The following is a 17,192-nucleotide window of genomic DNA, read 5'->3' as shown; positions in this document are numbered from 1 at the left end:
ACGCTTTAGATTCCGATTAAACTCCTATTTAAAAGTAAAAATCTGCACATGGTTGTAAGCAAATATATAAATCATTAGGAATTATTTATCATCTTTGTATTGATTACTGCTGTCATTGTAGGATTGATGATTATTTTATCGACTAAGCGACGTCGTATATTAATTAGTCGATTAATTTTTGATTTTGTTAATCAAGTAGAAGCAAAACTCGCTAGATTGCATTGTGAAAGCCGTTCTATTTATGGGCTAGACGTGTTCTATCATAGCAACACGAAACACTTTTCTAATGATAAGCCTGCGCTGGTGCTTTTACACGGATTCAGTGCTGATAAGTATGTGTGGAATCGCTTTGCCAAAAGGTTCTCTTCTCAATATCAATTAATTATTCCGGATCTTAAAGGCCATGGCCAAACGGCTTACAGCCCCACTGATGATTATTCTGTACCCAGCCAATGCCGGATGTTATTGGCGCTATTAGCGCAATTGAACATTACGCGTTTTAGCATAGTGGGTAATTCTATGGGCGGAATGATGGCAGCTAAACTATTCGATGAAATGCCTGACCGTATTGAAAAAGCAGTTTTAATCGATCCTGCTGGCGCTAAGTCACCGTTCGCGCAAAACATGATAAATAACAATATAAACCCTTTTGAACACAATAATGAACAGGATTTTTTTAATTTTTACGATGTAATCATGGCAAAACCGCCATTTGTGCCAAGGATTATTTTACGTGCACTGGCATGGGAATTTATTAATAAGCGTGAGCAATACACGCACATGTTTACTCAATTTTTCAACTTACGCGATTTTTATTCTCGTGATTATCGATTCGATTACTCTCAGTCGATGCTGATATGGGGTCTTAACGATAAGTTGTTGCCGGTAGACGATTTCACCCACTGGAAAATGATGCTCAATTCAAACACCCTTATTTATGAAGATCTTGGTCACATGCCCATGGTTGAAGATGTGAAGCGTGTGTCTAAAGATATTTTGGAATTTTTGAATAAGCAATAAAAGGGTTTGTTAGAAGTGGGTTATCTGGAACACCTGTTTTGGTAAGTTAAAAAAGTAAAAAGCCCTATTACTCAAACAGCAAATAGGGCTAAGTTTTTTTCTATATTTTAATAAAACAAACTTCTAATCTTCTTTCTCTTCACTCTTTTTGTCGTCTTTGTACTTATCAAACCACGCTAAAATGTAGCCAACTTTACGTGCAAGGTTCGAAGGTTTGGCAGCGATACCATGATAAGCCCCTTGAATACGTACCAGTGCGCTATCGACGCCCTGTAGACGTAATGCGCCATAATACTGTTCGCTTTCAGACATCGGCGTACGTACGTCTAGTTCACCGGTAAGTACCATGGTTGGCGTTGTTACATTCCCAACTAATGATAACGGCGAACGGCTCCAATATTGCTCGTAATCATTCCAAGGTAAGTCTGTAAACCAATACTTGCTCATATAAGCATAGATATCAGAGGTACCAATCATGCTTGTCCAGTTTATAACTGGTTTTGCTACTACGGAGGCTTTAAAACGATCCGTTTTACCGATGATCCAAGAGGTCAGCGTACCGCCGCCAGAACCTCCCGTAACAAACAAGTTCGTCTCATCCACATAACCTTTGGCAATAGCAGCATCAACCATATCCATAAGGTCGTCATAATCTTGTGATGGATAATTTTTATCGATTAAATTAGCAAACTCTTCACCTTGAGATGTAGAGCCTCGCGGGTTGCCATATAAAACCACATAGCCAGCAGCTGCCATTAACTGTATTTCTGTTGAAAAGCTTGGGCCATACGCGGTGTGCGGGCCGCCGTGTATTTCTAAAATTAATGGGTATTTTTTTGCAGGATCAAAATTGGGAGGGGTGACTACCCAAGCCTGTAAATCTCTATTATCTACACTGCTTTTTAGCGCCATCAATTCTGGCTTATTCACTGTTTTATGGTCGAACACATCCCCATTTAAGTCAGTCAGTTGTTTAACTTTTCCCTTACTGGTCACTATCGCAAGTTCAGCGGGGCGATTTCCTAGCGACGCGGTATAAACAACACTGCCTTTAGACGTTACATCATAATCGCCCGATGTGTACGGCCTACCTAAGCTAGTGCCACCTACGCTACCCGTTTTTGTGGATATTTCACCTGACAAACTAACATAGCCCACATTTTTCTTACCCATATCGTCATAACTAAAATATAACCCCTTACCGTTATCTGCCCATTTAATGGCACCGACAGAGCGGTCTAACTTGCTTGTTAGGTTTGTAATGTTCGTGCCATCTGGATTCATTACGTATAACTGGCTTAGCTGATTTGACTTGCCATTATCTTCATTACCAACAAAGGCGATTCTCTTACCGTTAGGACTCAAATGAGGGCTGCGCTCAGGGCCACTCATATCGGTTAAATTTGTCACTTTTGACGTGTTTATATCAATGCTAAACAAATCGCTATTAAGCATATCGAATTCCGCTTCATCTCTTGTGTTTGCTGAGATGATTATCTGTTGGCCGCTTTTAGACCATGCAATGGTACCTGCGTGATCGTGTTCACCTGAAGTAATTTGCCTTGGTGTACCGCCAATGGTTGGCACAACATATATTTGCATGTTGCCGGGACGTTTCATTCCCATGCCATCTCGTTGGAAATTGGTTTGGTCAATATACTGAGGGTTTTCGGCCCACTTGGCCCCTTTAGGTTTAAAATCTAAATTAAATAACGGTTTGGCTTTAGTGGGTGTGAACATAGCAAAAGCTAGATATTTACCGTCGGGTGAAAAACTCATGCTGCTAGGGCGCATTGCAACGTCGGTTACACGGGTTGTGCTGCTTGATGCTAAATCTTTCAAATAAACTTGAACCTTACCTTCTTTGCTTGAAAGATAAGCCATTTTAGCGCCGTCAGGTGAAAACACAGGGCTAAAGTGATTTTTACTGTCAGAAAGAATAGGTAAATGAGCACTACCATCTAAGGCTATTGACCATAGATTGCGCCGCATTGAATCAGTCATAATATCCATGCTGCGACGCTCGTAAACAACATGTTTACCATCAGGCGTCACTACAGGGTTAGCAGCGTACTCAAGATTAAATACGTCATTTAAAGACAAAGTACTACTTGCCGCTTCGTCTGCAAACGCTGAATGAGTGGTAAATAGTGTACTTATTACCAGTGTTAAAGCCGACTTGGTTAAATATTTCTTATTCATGGCGCGTGTGCTCTTATTGTTTTAATTCGATAAATAAAATTAGCATTGTATGCATTAACATAGCGTAAATAATTGTATATACACCTTATATTTTATTCGAAAAGTAGTATTTATAAGGTGAATTTCATATTCTTTAGGCACAAGACGCTGTAAGGGCTTTCTTCTTCTGTCTGGCGTTTAACATTCACAATTAAGCCTCAATGTCGGTATTATTGGCTAATTGAACTCGCAGCAAAAAAGAAAGCGATCTACCTTTATCATTCGTTTGACAGAGTGACAATTGGTGTAAACACCGTCATATACCTAACTACATCCTTGATGGAGAACACATGCATCAACTTAAACATCTCACTTTTAGCGCTGTGGTGGTTTTTTTCAGTTTTCCGATACTGGCGGCTTCTAACGTTATAACAAACGAACAAAAACAAACGGCTAACGACCTGATAGAAACGGCACTTGAAAGTAACTTAGGCATGGAAATCGTAACCTCGCTGACGACAGAGATAGGCCCTCGATTGGGCGGCTCTGAAGCGGAAGAGCGTGCCAGAGACTGGGGCGTAAAACTGGGAGAACGTTTAGGCTTCGATGAAGTTCGTATTGAGCCGTTTACAATGCCTTTTTGGGATAGAGGCCACTTACATATTTCGTTAACCTCACCTTACCAACAAGATTTATACGGCACAGCGTTAGGCGGCGGAGCACCGACAAAAGAAAATATAAATGCCGATGTTGTGTATTTTAGAGACATTCACGCGTTATCAGGTGTTAAGGATGGAAGTCTGAGTGGAAAGGTTGCTTTTGTCGATGGCGACAAAATGGTTAAAAGCCAAACGGGCGCGGGCTATGGCCAAGCTAATCAACGTCGTAGAATTGGTTGGCAACATGCGCAACGTGCAGGCGCTAGCGCATTGGTTGTTCGCTCTGTTGGTTCAGACTCACATCGGTTTCCACACACTGGAATGATGAGTAGCGATGGTGATAACTGGGCGAACATTCCTGTTATCGCTATTTCAAATCCTGATGCTGACCATCTTCGCCGCTTACATAATTTAAGCAAGCCTATGAGTATTTCATTGCACTCAGAATCAAAGTGGAAAGGCGAAGTAAAAAGCGGGAACGTTATTCTTGATTTAGTTGGAAGTGAAAAACCTGAAGAAATCGTACTTATTGGAGGCCATTTAGACAGTTGGGATTTAGGTACTGGCGCAGTTGACGATGGTGCAGGTATTGCCATCACAACCGCAGCTGCCGCCTTAATTGCTAACTTACCAACTCGCCCCAAGCGCACAATTCGTGTGGTGATGTTTGGTGCAGAAGAAGTAGGTCTACTTGGGGCATTCGCCTATGCTAAACAGCATGATGCAAACTTAAAAAACCATGTTTTGGCAACCGAGTCTGACTTTGGTGCGCAAACCATTTGGCAATTAGTATCAAACGTTAATCCAGAAGCTACGTTGTTGATGGATGAAGTAGGAAAAATCCTGTCGCCTCTTGGCATAGTTAGAGGAGGAGCCGATGTACCTGGCGGTGGCCCTGATATTATTCCCTTGGCTAAAAAAGGTGTACCCACCATTCGATTAAACCAAAATGGACGGGATTACTTCGACTTGCATCATACGCCAGATGATACCCTTGATAAGATTGATCCAAATGAACTAGCACAGAATATTGCGGCTTATGCAGCAAGTATATATTTGATTGCCGATTCAGATGTCGTGTTAAAGCCTTAAGAAACTATTAGCGGGTGGCTAAAGCAAGCTGCCCGCTAAGCTTTTCCTCTTTTCCGTTTTCCCTTTTTGCGAAAAAAGAATACGAAAATACGCGTTATTATTACTATTTCCTACGTGTAGCTCGCGGGGCATTTTCACTTTGTATTTCACGTTCAGTGTCGTTGTTTCTCGCCTGCTCTCTTAATTTAGCTCTCTTAATTTAGCTCTCATTGACGAAAGCACGTAATGCTTCAAGGTCTACCGGTTTGATAAAGTGAGCATTGAATCCCGCGGCTTCTGCCCGTCTTTTATCAGCTTCTAAACCGTAACCTGTAAGGGCTGCAAGGGGCAACGTCTGCGATTGCTTACGTATATGTTTGGCCAGTTCATACCCGTCCATGCCTGGTAAACCTATATCTAATAACATAACATCTGGCTCAAACACCTTTAACTTCGCTAATGCACTAGCCCCATCATGTACAATTGCAACCTGGTGCCCTGCAACTTCCAGTAACAGGGATAGGGTTTCAGCAATATCTTGATCGTCTTCTACAACTAGTACCCGCTTGGGGCGAACCTCGTTTTCTAGCTGTTGTTGTGGCAATGGTTTTACAGCAGTTTGACTAGCTGCTAGCGGTAAAGTAACAATAAACTCTGACCCTTTATTCAACCCCTCACTATGCGCCTCAACAGTTCCGCCATGGAGCTCCACAAGACGATGAACTATAGTAAGCCCAATTCCTAGTCCACCTTTAGCGCGATCTAATCCACGTTCCGCCTGCCTAAAGAGGTCGAAAACATGCTCCAATACCTCTGGAGTCATACCTATTCCCGTATCCGTTACGCGCAACTCTACGCTCTCCTTGTTCCGCTCTAGCGAGAGCGCAATCGTTCCACCGGGATCGGTATACTTTGTGGCATTGGTAAGCAAATTCACCAATATTTGCTCTAATCTCACCGGGTCACCCAAGACCATCAAAGGTTCGTTTGATAATGAGAGGCTTAGTGTATGTTCATTTTCAACTATCTGCGTTTTCACGCTCTCTTGCGCGTAAGAGGTAATCTGAACAATATCTACCAGCTCCTCATTTATATCCACAAGACCGCGGGTAATTCGAGAAACATCCAGTAAATCGTTTACTAGCCCTTTGAGGATCTTAGACTGACGATTAAGGATATCGAGATAGCGTCGATTGGGTTCTTCGCCACCTTGTTCCATAAGAGTAACTGTATTACTAATTGCACCTAAGGGGTTGCGTAGTTCATGTGCCAGCATCGCCAAGAATTCGTCTTTACTACGATCTTCCTGCTTAAGTCGTTCATTAACGATACGTAGTGCCTCAGCTGCCTCTTTGCGCACATGGGCGAGATCTAAACACGCGCTAATTCTAGCCGTTAGTTCACGTGCTGCAAAAGGCTTCACCAAATAATCATCGGCACCCGCTTTAAGCCCCTCTACGCGCGCTTCCTCACCAGCTCGCGCAGAAAGAAGTATTACAGGTATACCTTTTGTCAGCCGATTATTGCGTAGTTTACCTAGTAGTTCGAAGCCATCTATCCCCGGCATCATTACGTCTGTTAGTACTAAGTCGGGGAGGTCTTCTATAATTCGCTCATACGCAGCATGGCCATTACTGACGGTCTCTACATTCCAATAGTCGCCTATCAACCTGTGCAAATATTCGCGCATGTCAGCATTGTCGTCTACCACCAATACTCTTGCCTTTGGAAAACGAGATAACCTATTGCTAATATCTAGCGTCGAAGCCGATTCAGCTAGGGCATCACTTTCTTTGTGAGCTTTCCGGTTAGGTTCATTTTCATCTAAATCTGGTAGCCAACGAAGTGCTTCGTCAATATAAGGCTGAGTACCTATTGCTGTGGATGAAAGTTTCTGCTGCGAGCCAATATCTTCAGATTGCAGATGGGCACCGCCGAAGGGAATACGTATAAAGAACGTTGTTCCCTCACCCACGCAACTCTGCACTTTTATCGAGCCTCCGTGCAAACTCACCAACTCGTGCACAAGAGAAAGGCCAATCCCCGTACCTTCAAATGTGCGCCCGCGTGCATTCTTTACCCGATTAAATCGCTCGAAAATATGAGGCAGCTTGTCGTCCTCAATACCAATTCCTGTATCTTGCACTTGTAGCTCAACCTCACTCTCAAGGGGAAGTAATGAAACGCGAATTTCGCCCTCAAATGTAAACTTCAAGGCGTTTGAAAGCAGGTTCAAAACCACTTTCTCCCACTTATCGCAGTCGACATAGACCTTTTCGTTAAGCTCAGGGGTATCTAACACTAATGTAAGTCCCGCTTTTTCAATCGCTGAGCGGAAGTTACTGGCTAGGTCTTGGGTTAACCGCGAGAGATCAGTAGGCGCATAATTCATATCAGTGCGTCCCGCTTCAATACGCGAGAAATCAAGCAGTGTATTAACCAACTTGAGCATACGTAAGGCGTTTCTGTGCACCATTATTAATTCATCTGGCGCAAGGGCTTGCTTAGGAGAGCGAAGTGCATCCTCAGTGGGCCCTAGCATCAGTGTTAGCGGTGTACGTAACTCATGACTTACATTGAGGAAAAAGGCAGTCTTAACACGATCTAGCTCTGCTAACGCTTCTAATCGCTTGCGTTCTTCCTCATGAGCGCGTGCACTCGCTATCCCTCTTGAGATTTGGCCTGCAGCGAGGCGGATAAGCTCATTATAACTATCATTAAGCGCACGTAGTGGGCTTACTCCTATCACTAAATAGCCATAGGGTTGACCGCCAGAGCCAGTCAGCGCCACAGCAACCGCCTTTTCGGGTGATGTATCCCAACAACCAGTGGGCATTTCACCTACCAGTGTCGACACATCTTCTACCACCAGAAAGCTGTCGCCAGAGACCTTGAATAACGGCCAAACTTGATTGCTCTTTTCGTTTAGTGGAATACTGGATGGCTGGCCAGCCCCCATATAGTTATCCAGCCCTGCAGATGCCACAAGATTTGCTTTGCTACCATTGTCATCAACCAGATAAAGTAGCGAAAATGGGAAATCAGCATTATTGGTGGCCAGTACCTCAGCGGCCATCTTACAGGCGTCCTCAGCAGAGCTAGGAGTGGGCTGCGCGCCGAGATCTCGAAGCAAAAGTAACTGGCGTTCACTTTGAACCTGTACCGTAGTTTCCTGACACGTCACCAGCACCCCGCCGATGCCTCCGTCATCATCTCTCACCGGACTGTAAGAAAAGGTGAAGTAGGTTTCTTCTATGAAACCTTTACGATTCATAGGCAGAAGTAAGTGCTCATTCCACGTCGCGCCTTTGCCGCTGAGCACGTGTTCTGATTGTGGTCCAATTATATGCCAGATTTCCTGCCATACTTCGGCTCCTGGCGCCCCCATAGCCTTCGGGTGCTTACCTCCCAACACAGCCACATAAGCATGATTGTAAATATGTAGAAGCTCAGAGCCCCACCAAAGGGTCATCGGAAAACGATTCTCAAGCACCATGGCGGCTATAGAGCGAAGACTTGCCGGCCAATTTTCGTAGGGGCCGAGCCTGGTACTAGACCAATCGAATGCTTTCATGCGGGTCGCTAGGTCTACCCCATCGGTCAGCAGTTTGTTGACGTGTTGCTTATCCACTAATACTCACTCCATACAATACTGCCCGACTTCTTATACGTTCGTGTTTTTCACGTTCGCTCTCTGGCTAGTTTATAGAACATCTACCAGAGAGTAGAAAGGCCTGTAGTTTAATTCCATTTCTCAAAAATATATCAATACGTCAATGTATAGGCAAAAGATTAGATAAAGGTAATGGAGAGGGTTAAATCGGTGTTATCCTCAGGATGTAGAGAGTCGAGTTGCGAAAGTATAGGGCGTAAATAGATAACGCTTCACGCGCTAATTCATTTTTTTATGAGTAGATTTGTATCGATACATACGCTTATCTGCGAGGGAAATACATGCTTTAGCTGAATCACACTCAAGGCTTGTTGCAATGCCAAAGCTAACTCCCGCGCTATACCATGTTTTACTCAACTCCTCAGATATTGTCAGCATTAAAGAGCGCGCTTTATTTGTTAATTCTTGCGTATCGGCCGCAGACTTAGCTTTCAGTATACTGACAAATTCGTCCCCGCCAGAACGGAATATACCACCTCGAGGATAGAACGATTGCTGCATTAGGCTTGCCGTTTCAACAATGAGTTTGTCCCCTTCTTGATGCCCTTTCTTATCGTTTACTGTTTTTAAGCCATCGAGATCTACATAAACCACAACATAAAAACCGCTTAACTGGGTAACATATTCTGTAAGCGCAAATCGATTACCGAGTTTAGTCATCGCATCAGTACGAGATAAATAGTAGTTTCGGTTAAATTCGACTTGTTGAAGCTTAAACCATTCAGCTAAACATAATAATATGCAGATGCAATCTAACGACAACGCAATCACTACAACCGACTCTGAATAAGGAAGATCGCCGAAATACTGGCTGTGCGCGCCTACGTAATAGCCAAGTGAACTACTGTAAAGTAAGTTGCCCGTCAGAAAATACTTGGCGCGGAAGTCTTTTAACTTGAGCATACCGATGCCGACGGCTAACGTAACCACCACCCAAAACATCGCTATTATATGCGAGATTAAAAACGCCGTTGTGAACGGTAAGAACCACATTGCTATACCTAAGGCCACACTCGTTACGCTTAACCAACGCATAAAGCGGAATAGTTTTTTATGATTCGATTTGCAGTCGAAAAGATCTGAAACGAACTGTGCCGCACACGCTATAGCAAAAGGAAATAGTTTCATTCCCCAATAGCTACTGTTTATTGACATATCGAACAGGTCATCAATAAGCCCCGAGGCCGCTGCCCAACCAACACCATGTAGGCCCAAATAGCCAGCACAGGTAAGTGCTACCCGTTTCCGTGTACTCAAAAATGCGAGTAGCGCTAAAAGTGCGAGCAAAATCATTGTAGTTATAGCGGCAATCGATAACCCATTGTTATAAATCTGAAATGTGTAAAATGAAGCCGCGTCGAAAATAGAAATAGAAACAGGCGTGGGAAATTGTTTCGCTTCAATAAGCACCCATAACTCAATGGGGTTATTACGCTCAGCTTGAACAGCAAAACCCTGAAAGTGCAAAATCTGGGGCGTTTCGCCGTCTGCCAACTGCGAAAACACCGTAACGTTGGCTTGTTGGCTCTTTGATGAATAAGACGCTATACCAGTATCAATAAAGTTGGCGTTAATCATCACGAAGTATTGGCCAGTCTTGGAAGGACTTAAAGTTACTTTGGTTAAGTAGGAGCCAGACTTTCCACCTAATGCAGACCTGATAGGCAAAGTTGGATAGCCCGCCTGTACCATTTGAAATTTTTCAGCACTGTCAATATCCCTATAATGCATATCGACAGGTAAGCTTCGCCACAGGCTGGAGTCTGGAAGGGTAACTTTACCATTGCTCAATGACACAGATTCATTTCCTAGCGCAGGGAAAACTATGGCTAGGATAAGGAGAGACAGCCCCCTTGAAATTCGAAGGTTAGAAAGCAAATACTCGCCCCTGTTACCAATGTGGGTAGTAGACGAATTTGACTTCATTGACTACCCCTCGCTAGGTGGAATACAACTAATCAAAATATATACACAACGTAGCAAGATAACAATGGAGATTTTGGCTCTTAGTTTTACCTCAGGTAAGTTCAACTCACCACTTTACGCGCATCTTACTTTTTGAAGGTTACCCGTCTTTTCGTGTGCGCTTAAACTTTGGAGTCTAGCAAAATACACTAAGCGTAAATACTCTCAACCGTGGTATTAAGTAACCAACGTAAAAATACTTTCGTATCTTTGTTGTTATGAAATTGAACTGACTTTTGACACTCTTTATCGGTAAAAACAACGTTGAAGTTATTTACTGAGATTGTCGAAATAGGGGGAAGTGTACGGAGCGAAGCGCCGTTAACAGTATGAGACATATAATTTTTCTTTGTATAATAATGTTGCTAGTTTTTTATTCGTTTTAAAATTCCTTTCAAAATTCTGTTTTTATCAAACCAAAAATAAATAAAAATGTTAGTACTGCACAATTAAAAAAGGCTAAGTAGAAACTTAGCCTTTTGTCGTTGTATTTTAAAGTTCTACTTAAAGAACAACAACGTTTGCAGCTTGAAGGCCTTTTTGACCTTGTTCTACGCTGAAGCTTACCGCTTGGCCTTCAGAAAGCGTTTTGAAGCCGTCAGAAGCGATTGAACGGAAATGTACGAATACGTCTTTACCGCCACCGTCTTGAGTAAGAAAACCAAAACCTTTATCTTCGTTGAACCATTTAACTGTGCCGTTTACTGTATCAGACATGTTTGTAACCTTATATATTTGAAGTAATTGGTGAAATTCACCGGATAGCAATAGATTTAACTTACTAGTAACGCAAATGTATATCTATTAAAACTTCGATAAAACTGAAGAATAAAAGGGTACAACGCAGTAGTAGAAAAAGCTTTTAATTATCTAAAGCGGGCGTAATGTACATCTTTCAGTCAGGTAAGTCTACCGATATCGCTATTTATTTCTCTTATCGCGCAACATCTTGCTGTACAAGTTCCATTACAATCGCACACATATCATAACCCTCGTGCCCTCCCCCGCATTCACCATCAATTGACGTCGCAATCCTGCTGTCAACTTACATACGTATGTTGATAGGAATCCCCCTCTATATTAGCTAGGCTCATGTTCTTGTTACGCTAACGCGCTTAAAGATCACAACACGAGTAGAGGCTGTATGTCACAACATTATGTATTAAAAGAGAAAGTGGCTATTGTTACTGGCGGCGGTAAAGGCCTGGGTAAGTCGCTTACTCTGAGACTACTTCAAGAAGGTATGAAGGTCGCTATTTGCGGAAGAACCCCTGCCACTATAACCAACACAGTAGCAGAGCTTAAAGCCAAATTCGGTGAGCGGATTTATGGCCAGGTTTGCGATATTAGTGATGCATCTGCGGTAAGCCACTTTATAGGGCAAGTACGTTCACAGTTCGGCGATATTCAAGTATTGGTGAATAACAGTGGGTTTGGCAAAGAAACCTTAATTTGTGACACCAGCGAAAGCGACTGGGATGACGTTATGGATACCAATGTTAAAGGTACATTTTTGATGTGCAAAAACGTGGTGCCCAATATGATTAAGCAAAAGGAAGGGTACGTGGTAAATATTGCCTCTCAAGCTGCGTTAAACGGCTATCCGAATGCAGGCGTATATTGCGCGTCAAAGTTTGCCATGGTCGGTCTAGGCAAAGCCCTTCAAGAAGAAGTGCACGAGTACGGAATTCACGTTCACTCACTTAACCCTGCGCTTATTCAATCACAAAAAGCCCCTACGGATGAAATTAACACTGGGCTTATTCAAAATGATGACCTTAGTGATATGCTCGTTTATTTACTTCAGCAACCCCGTCGTCTTAAAATAGACAATATTGGAATGTGGGGCTTTTAGTTATCTTTTTTACTAGCTGTTTAACGATAGGCGCTTGCAGCCATTGCATCGGCGCCTTAGTGTCTCATTCCTTTCATATACCCATAGTAAACTGATTTATATGATGTCCTTAGAAGGACCGGGAGAGTGAAATGAGAATGCTACATACCATGCTTCGCGTTGAGGATCTTGATGCGTCTTTGCACTTCTACACCAACTTGATGGGTATGAAGCTGCTGAGAAAGTCTGAAAACCAAGCTTATGAATACACGCTCGCTTTCGTGGGTTATGGCGAAGAAACTAACACTACGGTGCTTGAACTCACTTATAACTGGGGCGACGACACTTACGATAAAGGCACGGCTTACGGTCACATTGCTATTGAAGTAGACGACATTTATCAGTTCTGTGAAAACCTTGAGCAAAATGGCTGTGATGTCTATCGAAAGGCTGGTCCAGTAAAGGGCGGTTCTACTGTCATTGCTTTTGTTCGCGATCCAGATGGCTACGCCATTGAACTTATTCAAACAAAACCATAAGTCACTATTACAAAATACAGCGGCCCTATTAATAAGGATATTGCCATACTATGCTAAAAATTCCTCACGCGTCACTGACTTGCTCGTTAGTTTTCTCGCTTTTTATCTCTATTTTTGCAAGCCCAGTGCTATTGGCGAAAGACTTTGATGTTATAGCCCATAGGGGTGCCTCAGGTTATCTGCCTGAGCATACATTAGAAGCCGCCACACTTGCTTTTGCCATGAACCCTGACTTTATTGAGCAAGATGCGGTTATTACCAAAGATGGGATTGCCGTGGTGTTGCATGACATACATTTAGAAACAGTAACCAACGTTGAGCAGGTATTTCCTGAGCGAGCGCGTAAAGATGGTCGCTTTTACGCTTTAGACTTCACGCTAGCTGAGCTTCGCACCCTGCAAGTACATGAACGAGCCAACAACAAAGGCGAGCAAGTTTTCACAACACGTTATACGGGGAATACGGCGAACTTTACCGTAGCAACCTTGGATGAACATTACGAGCTTATCACTCAACTCAATCGAGAGTTCGAAACCGATGTTGGGGTTTATACGGAAGTAAAGTCACCAGCGTGGCATACCGAACAAGGCGTAGATGCAAGCCAAATTGTAATTGCCTCCTTAACTCGCTTTAATCTTGCCAGTAAAAACGCCAACAGTTACTTGCAGTGTTTTGACTTCAATGAAATAAAGCGCATTAGAAACGAGCTAAACTATGCGGGCAAAGTGGTCATGCTAATCGGTGAGAACAGCTGGGCGGAATCAACCACAGACTACGGTTGGATAAAAAGTGAAGCCGGCATGAAAGCAGTAGCTAAATATGCCGATGGTTTAGGCCCTTGGTTAGGGCAACTACTAGATCCGCAAGCGATGAAAGCGGGTAAACTGGTGCCGGCACCTTGGCTTGAACATGCCCATTCAGAAGGTTTCGTTATTCATCCATACACTTTTCGTGAAGATGCTCTGCCGCCAGGCATGACAGCAGAACAGCTTCTCTCTACCCTGAAACACGTGGTGAACGTAGACGGCGTATTTACCGACCATGTGCCACCAGTCAAAGCGTGGCTTGAGGCACAAGGCGAGTAGCAATAATAAATTAAGCTATTATACAACACACAAAAAAAGCGGCTAATAGCCGCTTTTTATATTCGAATCACAAAATAAATTTTCAATTCAGTCACTGAGTCAATCACTAGGATTTAGATAACCGTACCACTACCCTTCTATTTTGTGCTCTTGATTCGCGGGTATTGTTATTCGCGATATGACGCTTCTCGCCGTGCCCCGTAAGTTGAATTCTGTCATCGGGCACACCAATAGTAGTTAAGTAGCTTTTTACTTCATTGGCTCGGCGTATAGATAGTTGTTCGTTGTTCCATCGCCCGCCATAACTGTCGGTATAGCCATCAAGCAAAACTAACTCTAAGTCACTATCCTCTTTTAGGTATTCCCCAATCATTGTTAGGCGCTTTTGCGAATACTTAGTCAGTTCGGTACTGTTTTTCTGATACGACAACACCGTATAGGCAATATCGTCGAAATTATAAGGCAATAAATTAGACACACACTCAACGAAGTCTCGATACACCAACGAGAAATTACTGGCGTTTAATGCAACGCTCACTTTATCGTATTCGTTGTACCAGTCTTGATAATAAATGGTGGGCCAGAAGCCTTTCTCAAGTTCACTTAACATAGTCCATGCGGCGTCTTGTGGAAGGTCACCATTATATTGCGTTCGCAATGTCATATCGGCGATAGTTTTAGGCGCAACACCCGGCATCCACTTTGGCGGTACAGAATAGACAGCAGCCACATCGAAGCGATTAGGCAATAAGTGCATATCTAGCTCGAATTCCATATTAAGCCGTTTTGAAGCCACGCTAGTAAACATGGCATCGCCGTACCCAGGTAAAGGATGATTCAACGTACATTGCAAACGCGATGCATCAACCACTTCCCAGTTCGACGTTTCTACCGTAGCCGAATACTGACGCATAGCACCGCTTGCGACCGTAGTAAAAAACAACGGAATAAGTAAACCGAATTTACGCTTCACAACTATACCCACTCAACTGATAAACCATACCTAACGAAAAGGCGCTTACAGAATATATCGTCCTTAGTGTAGAAAAGTTTAGCCTTCTCTTCCATCAATTATACATTCAATTGCAGCTTCCAGAGCTCATCAATTAGTCCATCAACGAAATTCAGGCTGGATACCGTGAGTTATCCTTGCCATAATCGCTCCACTTTCCGTAGCATTTTTATATTGATACAGCCGTGTTACGTAACCAAAAAACCTGCTAAGAGAAACTATGTCTGAGTTGCACCATTCCCTTCCTCATCGCTTTAGAGGCTACTTTCCTGTTGTTATTGACGTCGAAACCGCTGGTTTTAATTCTGGAACCGACGCCTTACTAGAAATCGCTGCCGTCACGGTAAAAATGGAAGAAGATGGGCTAATTTATCCTGACCAAACTTTTCATTACCATGTCGACCCTTTTGAAGGGGCCAACTTAGAGCCCGCAGCGCTAGAGTTTAACGGTATTGACCCTCACTGTGCTCTGCGCGGAGCCATTGAAGAAAGTGAAGCGATGAAGTCACTGTGCAAAGGCATTCGTAAAGCGCAAAAAGATGCGGATTGCCAGCGCTCGGTGATTGTGGCGCATAACGCCACCTTCGATCAAAGTTTCGTGAACGCAGCCATAGCCCGCTGCAACATTAAGCGCACGCCTTTCCACCCATTTGTATCATTTGATACCACCAGCCTTGCAGGTTTAACATTAGGCCAAACCGTATTGGTTAAAGCCTGCCGAGCGGCAGGTATCGAGTTTGATCAAAAAGAAGCCCACAGCGCATTATATGATGCGCAAAAAACCACAGAGCTATTTTGCTTTATGGTAAATCGCTATAAAGCACTGGGCGGCTGGCCCTTGGCAGATCAACCCGCCAATCCTGATCAGCCTTGCTGATAAGCAATATCTAAAATGGAGGCTTAGCGGCAAACCCATTTCATCAAAATCGATTTGATAGAAATAAAAAACAGCGCCGAATGGCGCTGTTTTAGTATTAGGTAGACGCATTTGCGAAACGCTTAGCATGTTTATTTACATACTTAATATAGTTGCGTTCGGCACAGCGTTAATTATTATAACTTGTCAGCTTCTGCTGCAAGGTACTTAGCCACGCCTTCCGGTGATGCATCCATACCAGCTTTACCTTGTGTCCAACCCGCAGGGCAAACTTCGCCATGATCTTGATGGAATGCTAGCGCATCAACCATACGAAGCATTTCGTCTACGTTGCGGCCTAGCGGAAGGTCGTTAATCACTTGGTGACGTACAAGGCCTTCTTCATCAATCAGGAAAGAGCCACGAAATGCCACGCCATCTTCAGGGTGCTCTACATCATACGCCTGGCAGATTTCATGTTTTACGTCGGCCACCAAGGTGTATTGTACTGGGCCAATACCCCCTTCGTTTACTGGCGTATTTCGCCATGCATTGTGAGAAAACTGTGAATCGATAGAAACACCAATCACTTCTACGCCACGCTTTTTGAATTCTTCAAAACGCTTATCAAAAGCAATCAGTTCAGAAGGGCAAACAAAGGTAAAATCTAGCGGATAGAAAAATAGTACCGTTTTTTTACCTTTAATGGTTTCAGATAGTGAAAATGAGTCAACTATTTCACCTGAACCTAATACTGCAGCCGCGGTAAAATCCGGCGCTGGACGACCAACTAATACACTCATGAGTATCTCCAATTTATTTAAAAATTTAATAATAAGTAAAACGTCTTATTACTAGGCGTTTTCTATCTGTCTTTATTGGTACTTAATTTTAGATAACAAGCTATAACGCATTGTACTTTCGCTAATTTCTCATGAATATTTCACTCATCGTACCAAAGCACACCTTTTTTAATGATTTATTGAGTGTGAATACGACTAAATCTCACTTGCATTAGAATGAAATAGCAATTATTATCATTTACAGACTTATTTGGAGTGTTTTATGTTTGTATGTATGTGTTACGGCGTTACCGATAAAAGTATACGCGCCGCAGTACAAGGTAATGGCGTAGGCAACATGCGTGAATTGCGTGAACATATGGAACTTGGTTCCCAGTGTGGGAAGTGCATCCAAATGGCACAACATATTATCGATCAAACTATTATCGATGACTCTATGTTTAAAAACGTAGGCTAACCCCCCCTTTGCCCAAAACGTTTTCCTAACGTCTACC

The 17,192-nt window shown here is 43.1% G+C and carries 14 protein-coding genes; 7 read left to right on the top strand and 7 right to left on the bottom strand.

Translation table 11 applies throughout. The annotated features are described in order from the left end of the window. Nucleotides 1-126: 126 nt before the first annotated feature. Complete coding sequence (locus tag KYS23_RS02960; protein WP_218418017.1) at nucleotides 127-1,020, top strand: alpha/beta fold hydrolase; 894 nt, start codon at nucleotides 127-129, stop codon at nucleotides 1,018-1,020. Between the two features lie 123 nt (nucleotides 1,021-1,143). Here the strand turns inward: KYS23_RS02960 and KYS23_RS02955 are convergent, their stop codons facing one another. After that, a complete protein-coding gene (locus tag KYS23_RS02955) occupies nucleotides 1,144-3,222 on the bottom strand; it encodes a S9 family peptidase (RefSeq protein ID WP_218418016.1) in 2,079 nt (692 codons plus the stop codon). A gap of 329 nt (nucleotides 3,223-3,551) precedes the next feature. Between KYS23_RS02955 and KYS23_RS02950 the strand changes: the two genes are divergently transcribed. Then, entirely contained in the window at nucleotides 3,552-4,952 is a 1,401-nt protein-coding gene (locus tag KYS23_RS02950) for a M20/M25/M40 family metallo-hydrolase (protein WP_218395439.1), read from the top strand. A gap of 199 nt (nucleotides 4,953-5,151) precedes the next feature. On the opposite strand, the gene KYS23_RS02945 is transcribed toward KYS23_RS02950, so the two are convergent. The 4 genes from KYS23_RS02945 to cspE all read right to left on the bottom strand — a co-directional run bounded on the left by KYS23_RS02945 (nucleotide 5,152) and on the right by cspE (nucleotide 11,286). Further along, entirely contained in the window at nucleotides 5,152-8,562 is a 3,411-nt protein-coding gene (locus tag KYS23_RS02945) for an ATP-binding protein (protein ID WP_159529606.1), read from the bottom strand. 261 nt (nucleotides 8,563-8,823) lie between these two features. Next, nucleotides 8,824-10,530 carry a GGDEF domain-containing protein gene (locus tag KYS23_RS02940; RefSeq protein ID WP_220099804.1) on the bottom strand — a complete coding sequence of 569 codons (1,707 nt, stop codon included), beginning with the start codon at nucleotides 10,528-10,530 and terminating at the stop codon, nucleotides 8,824-8,826. 188 nt (nucleotides 10,531-10,718) lie between these two features. Then, a complete protein-coding gene (locus KYS23_RS02935) occupies nucleotides 10,719-10,907 on the bottom strand; it encodes a hypothetical protein (RefSeq protein WP_218418015.1) in 189 nt (62 codons plus the stop codon). Between the two features lie 166 nt (nucleotides 10,908-11,073). After that, nucleotides 11,074-11,286 (bottom strand): transcription antiterminator/RNA stability regulator CspE, encoded by a 213-nt coding sequence (gene cspE, locus KYS23_RS02930; protein WP_013784966.1) that lies wholly within the window; start codon nucleotides 11,284-11,286, stop codon nucleotides 11,074-11,076. A 427-nt stretch (nucleotides 11,287-11,713) separates the two neighbouring features. Here cspE and KYS23_RS02925 point away from each other — a divergent pair, with 427 nt between their 5' ends. The 3 genes from KYS23_RS02925 to glpQ all read left to right on the top strand — a co-directional run bounded on the left by KYS23_RS02925 (nucleotide 11,714) and on the right by glpQ (nucleotide 14,027). Further along, nucleotides 11,714-12,424 carry an SDR family oxidoreductase gene (locus tag KYS23_RS02925; protein ID WP_218395441.1) on the top strand — a complete coding sequence of 237 codons (711 nt, stop codon included), beginning with the start codon at nucleotides 11,714-11,716 and terminating at the stop codon, nucleotides 12,422-12,424. A gap of 131 nt (nucleotides 12,425-12,555) precedes the next feature. Then, nucleotides 12,556-12,942: a lactoylglutathione lyase gene (gene gloA, locus KYS23_RS02920; RefSeq protein ID WP_159529600.1), complete on the top strand. Its 387-nt coding sequence runs from the start codon at nucleotides 12,556-12,558 to the stop codon at nucleotides 12,940-12,942. A 50-nt stretch (nucleotides 12,943-12,992) separates the two neighbouring features. Further along, nucleotides 12,993-14,027, top strand: a complete 1,035-nt coding sequence (gene glpQ / locus KYS23_RS02915) for a glycerophosphodiester phosphodiesterase (protein WP_218418014.1) — start codon at nucleotides 12,993-12,995, stop codon at nucleotides 14,025-14,027. Between the two features lie 106 nt (nucleotides 14,028-14,133). Here glpQ and KYS23_RS02910 read toward each other — a convergent pair whose 3' ends face one another. Next, nucleotides 14,134-14,940 carry a flagellar protein MotY gene (locus KYS23_RS02910; protein WP_159534411.1) on the bottom strand — a complete coding sequence of 269 codons (807 nt, stop codon included), beginning with the start codon at nucleotides 14,938-14,940 and terminating at the stop codon, nucleotides 14,134-14,136. Nucleotides 14,941-15,259: 319 nt separating this feature from the next. Between KYS23_RS02910 and rnt the strand changes: the two genes are divergently transcribed. Then, nucleotides 15,260-15,916, top strand: a complete 657-nt coding sequence (gene rnt, locus KYS23_RS02905; protein ID WP_159529596.1) for a ribonuclease T — start codon at nucleotides 15,260-15,262, stop codon at nucleotides 15,914-15,916. Nucleotides 15,917-16,092: 176 nt separating this feature from the next. On the opposite strand, the gene KYS23_RS02900 is transcribed toward rnt, so the two are convergent. Further along, nucleotides 16,093-16,698: a peroxiredoxin gene (locus KYS23_RS02900; protein ID WP_218418013.1), complete on the bottom strand. Its 606-nt coding sequence runs from the start codon at nucleotides 16,696-16,698 to the stop codon at nucleotides 16,093-16,095. A gap of 262 nt (nucleotides 16,699-16,960) precedes the next feature. Here KYS23_RS02900 and KYS23_RS02895 point away from each other — a divergent pair, with 262 nt between their 5' ends. Next, nucleotides 16,961-17,155 carry a (2Fe-2S)-binding protein gene (locus KYS23_RS02895; RefSeq protein ID WP_218418012.1) on the top strand — a complete coding sequence of 65 codons (195 nt, stop codon included), beginning with the start codon at nucleotides 16,961-16,963 and terminating at the stop codon, nucleotides 17,153-17,155. Nucleotides 17,156-17,192: the final 37 nt, after the last annotated feature.

It is taken from the genome of Alteromonas lipotrueae (assembly GCF_019249255.1).
Lineage (GTDB): Bacteria > Pseudomonadota > Gammaproteobacteria > Enterobacterales > Alteromonadaceae > Alteromonas > Alteromonas lipotrueae.
Note: the sequence above shows the minus strand (reverse complement) of the source record. Positions and strands in the feature narration are given on the sequence as shown.

Coding starts and splice junctions, on each gene's coding strand:
- KYS23_RS02960 (WP_218418017.1), top strand. CDS start 127: ATGATTATTTTATCGACTAAGCGACGTCGTATATTAATTAGTCGATTA.
- KYS23_RS02955 (WP_218418016.1), bottom strand. CDS start 3,222: ATGAATAAGAAATATTTAACCAAGTCGGCTTTAACACTGGTAATAAGT.
- KYS23_RS02950 (WP_218395439.1), top strand. CDS start 3,552: ATGCATCAACTTAAACATCTCACTTTTAGCGCTGTGGTGGTTTTTTTC.
- KYS23_RS02940 (WP_220099804.1), bottom strand. CDS start 10,530: ATGAAGTCAAATTCGTCTACTACCCACATTGGTAACAGGGGCGAGTAT.
- KYS23_RS02935 (WP_218418015.1), bottom strand. CDS start 10,907: ATGTCTCATACTGTTAACGGCGCTTCGCTCCGTACACTTCCCCCTATT.
- cspE (WP_013784966.1), bottom strand. CDS start 11,286: ATGTCTGATACAGTAAACGGCACAGTTAAATGGTTCAACGAAGATAAA.
- KYS23_RS02925 (WP_218395441.1), top strand. CDS start 11,714: ATGTCACAACATTATGTATTAAAAGAGAAAGTGGCTATTGTTACTGGC.
- gloA (WP_159529600.1), top strand. CDS start 12,556: ATGAGAATGCTACATACCATGCTTCGCGTTGAGGATCTTGATGCGTCT.
- glpQ (WP_218418014.1), top strand. CDS start 12,993: ATGCTAAAAATTCCTCACGCGTCACTGACTTGCTCGTTAGTTTTCTCG.
- KYS23_RS02910 (WP_159534411.1), bottom strand. CDS start 14,940: ATGCGTCAGTATTCGGCTACGGTAGAAACGTCGAACTGGGAAGTGGTT.
- rnt (WP_159529596.1), top strand. CDS start 15,260: ATGTCTGAGTTGCACCATTCCCTTCCTCATCGCTTTAGAGGCTACTTT.
- KYS23_RS02900 (WP_218418013.1), bottom strand. CDS start 16,698: ATGAGTGTATTAGTTGGTCGTCCAGCGCCGGATTTTACCGCGGCTGCA.
- KYS23_RS02895 (WP_218418012.1), top strand. CDS start 16,961: ATGTTTGTATGTATGTGTTACGGCGTTACCGATAAAAGTATACGCGCC.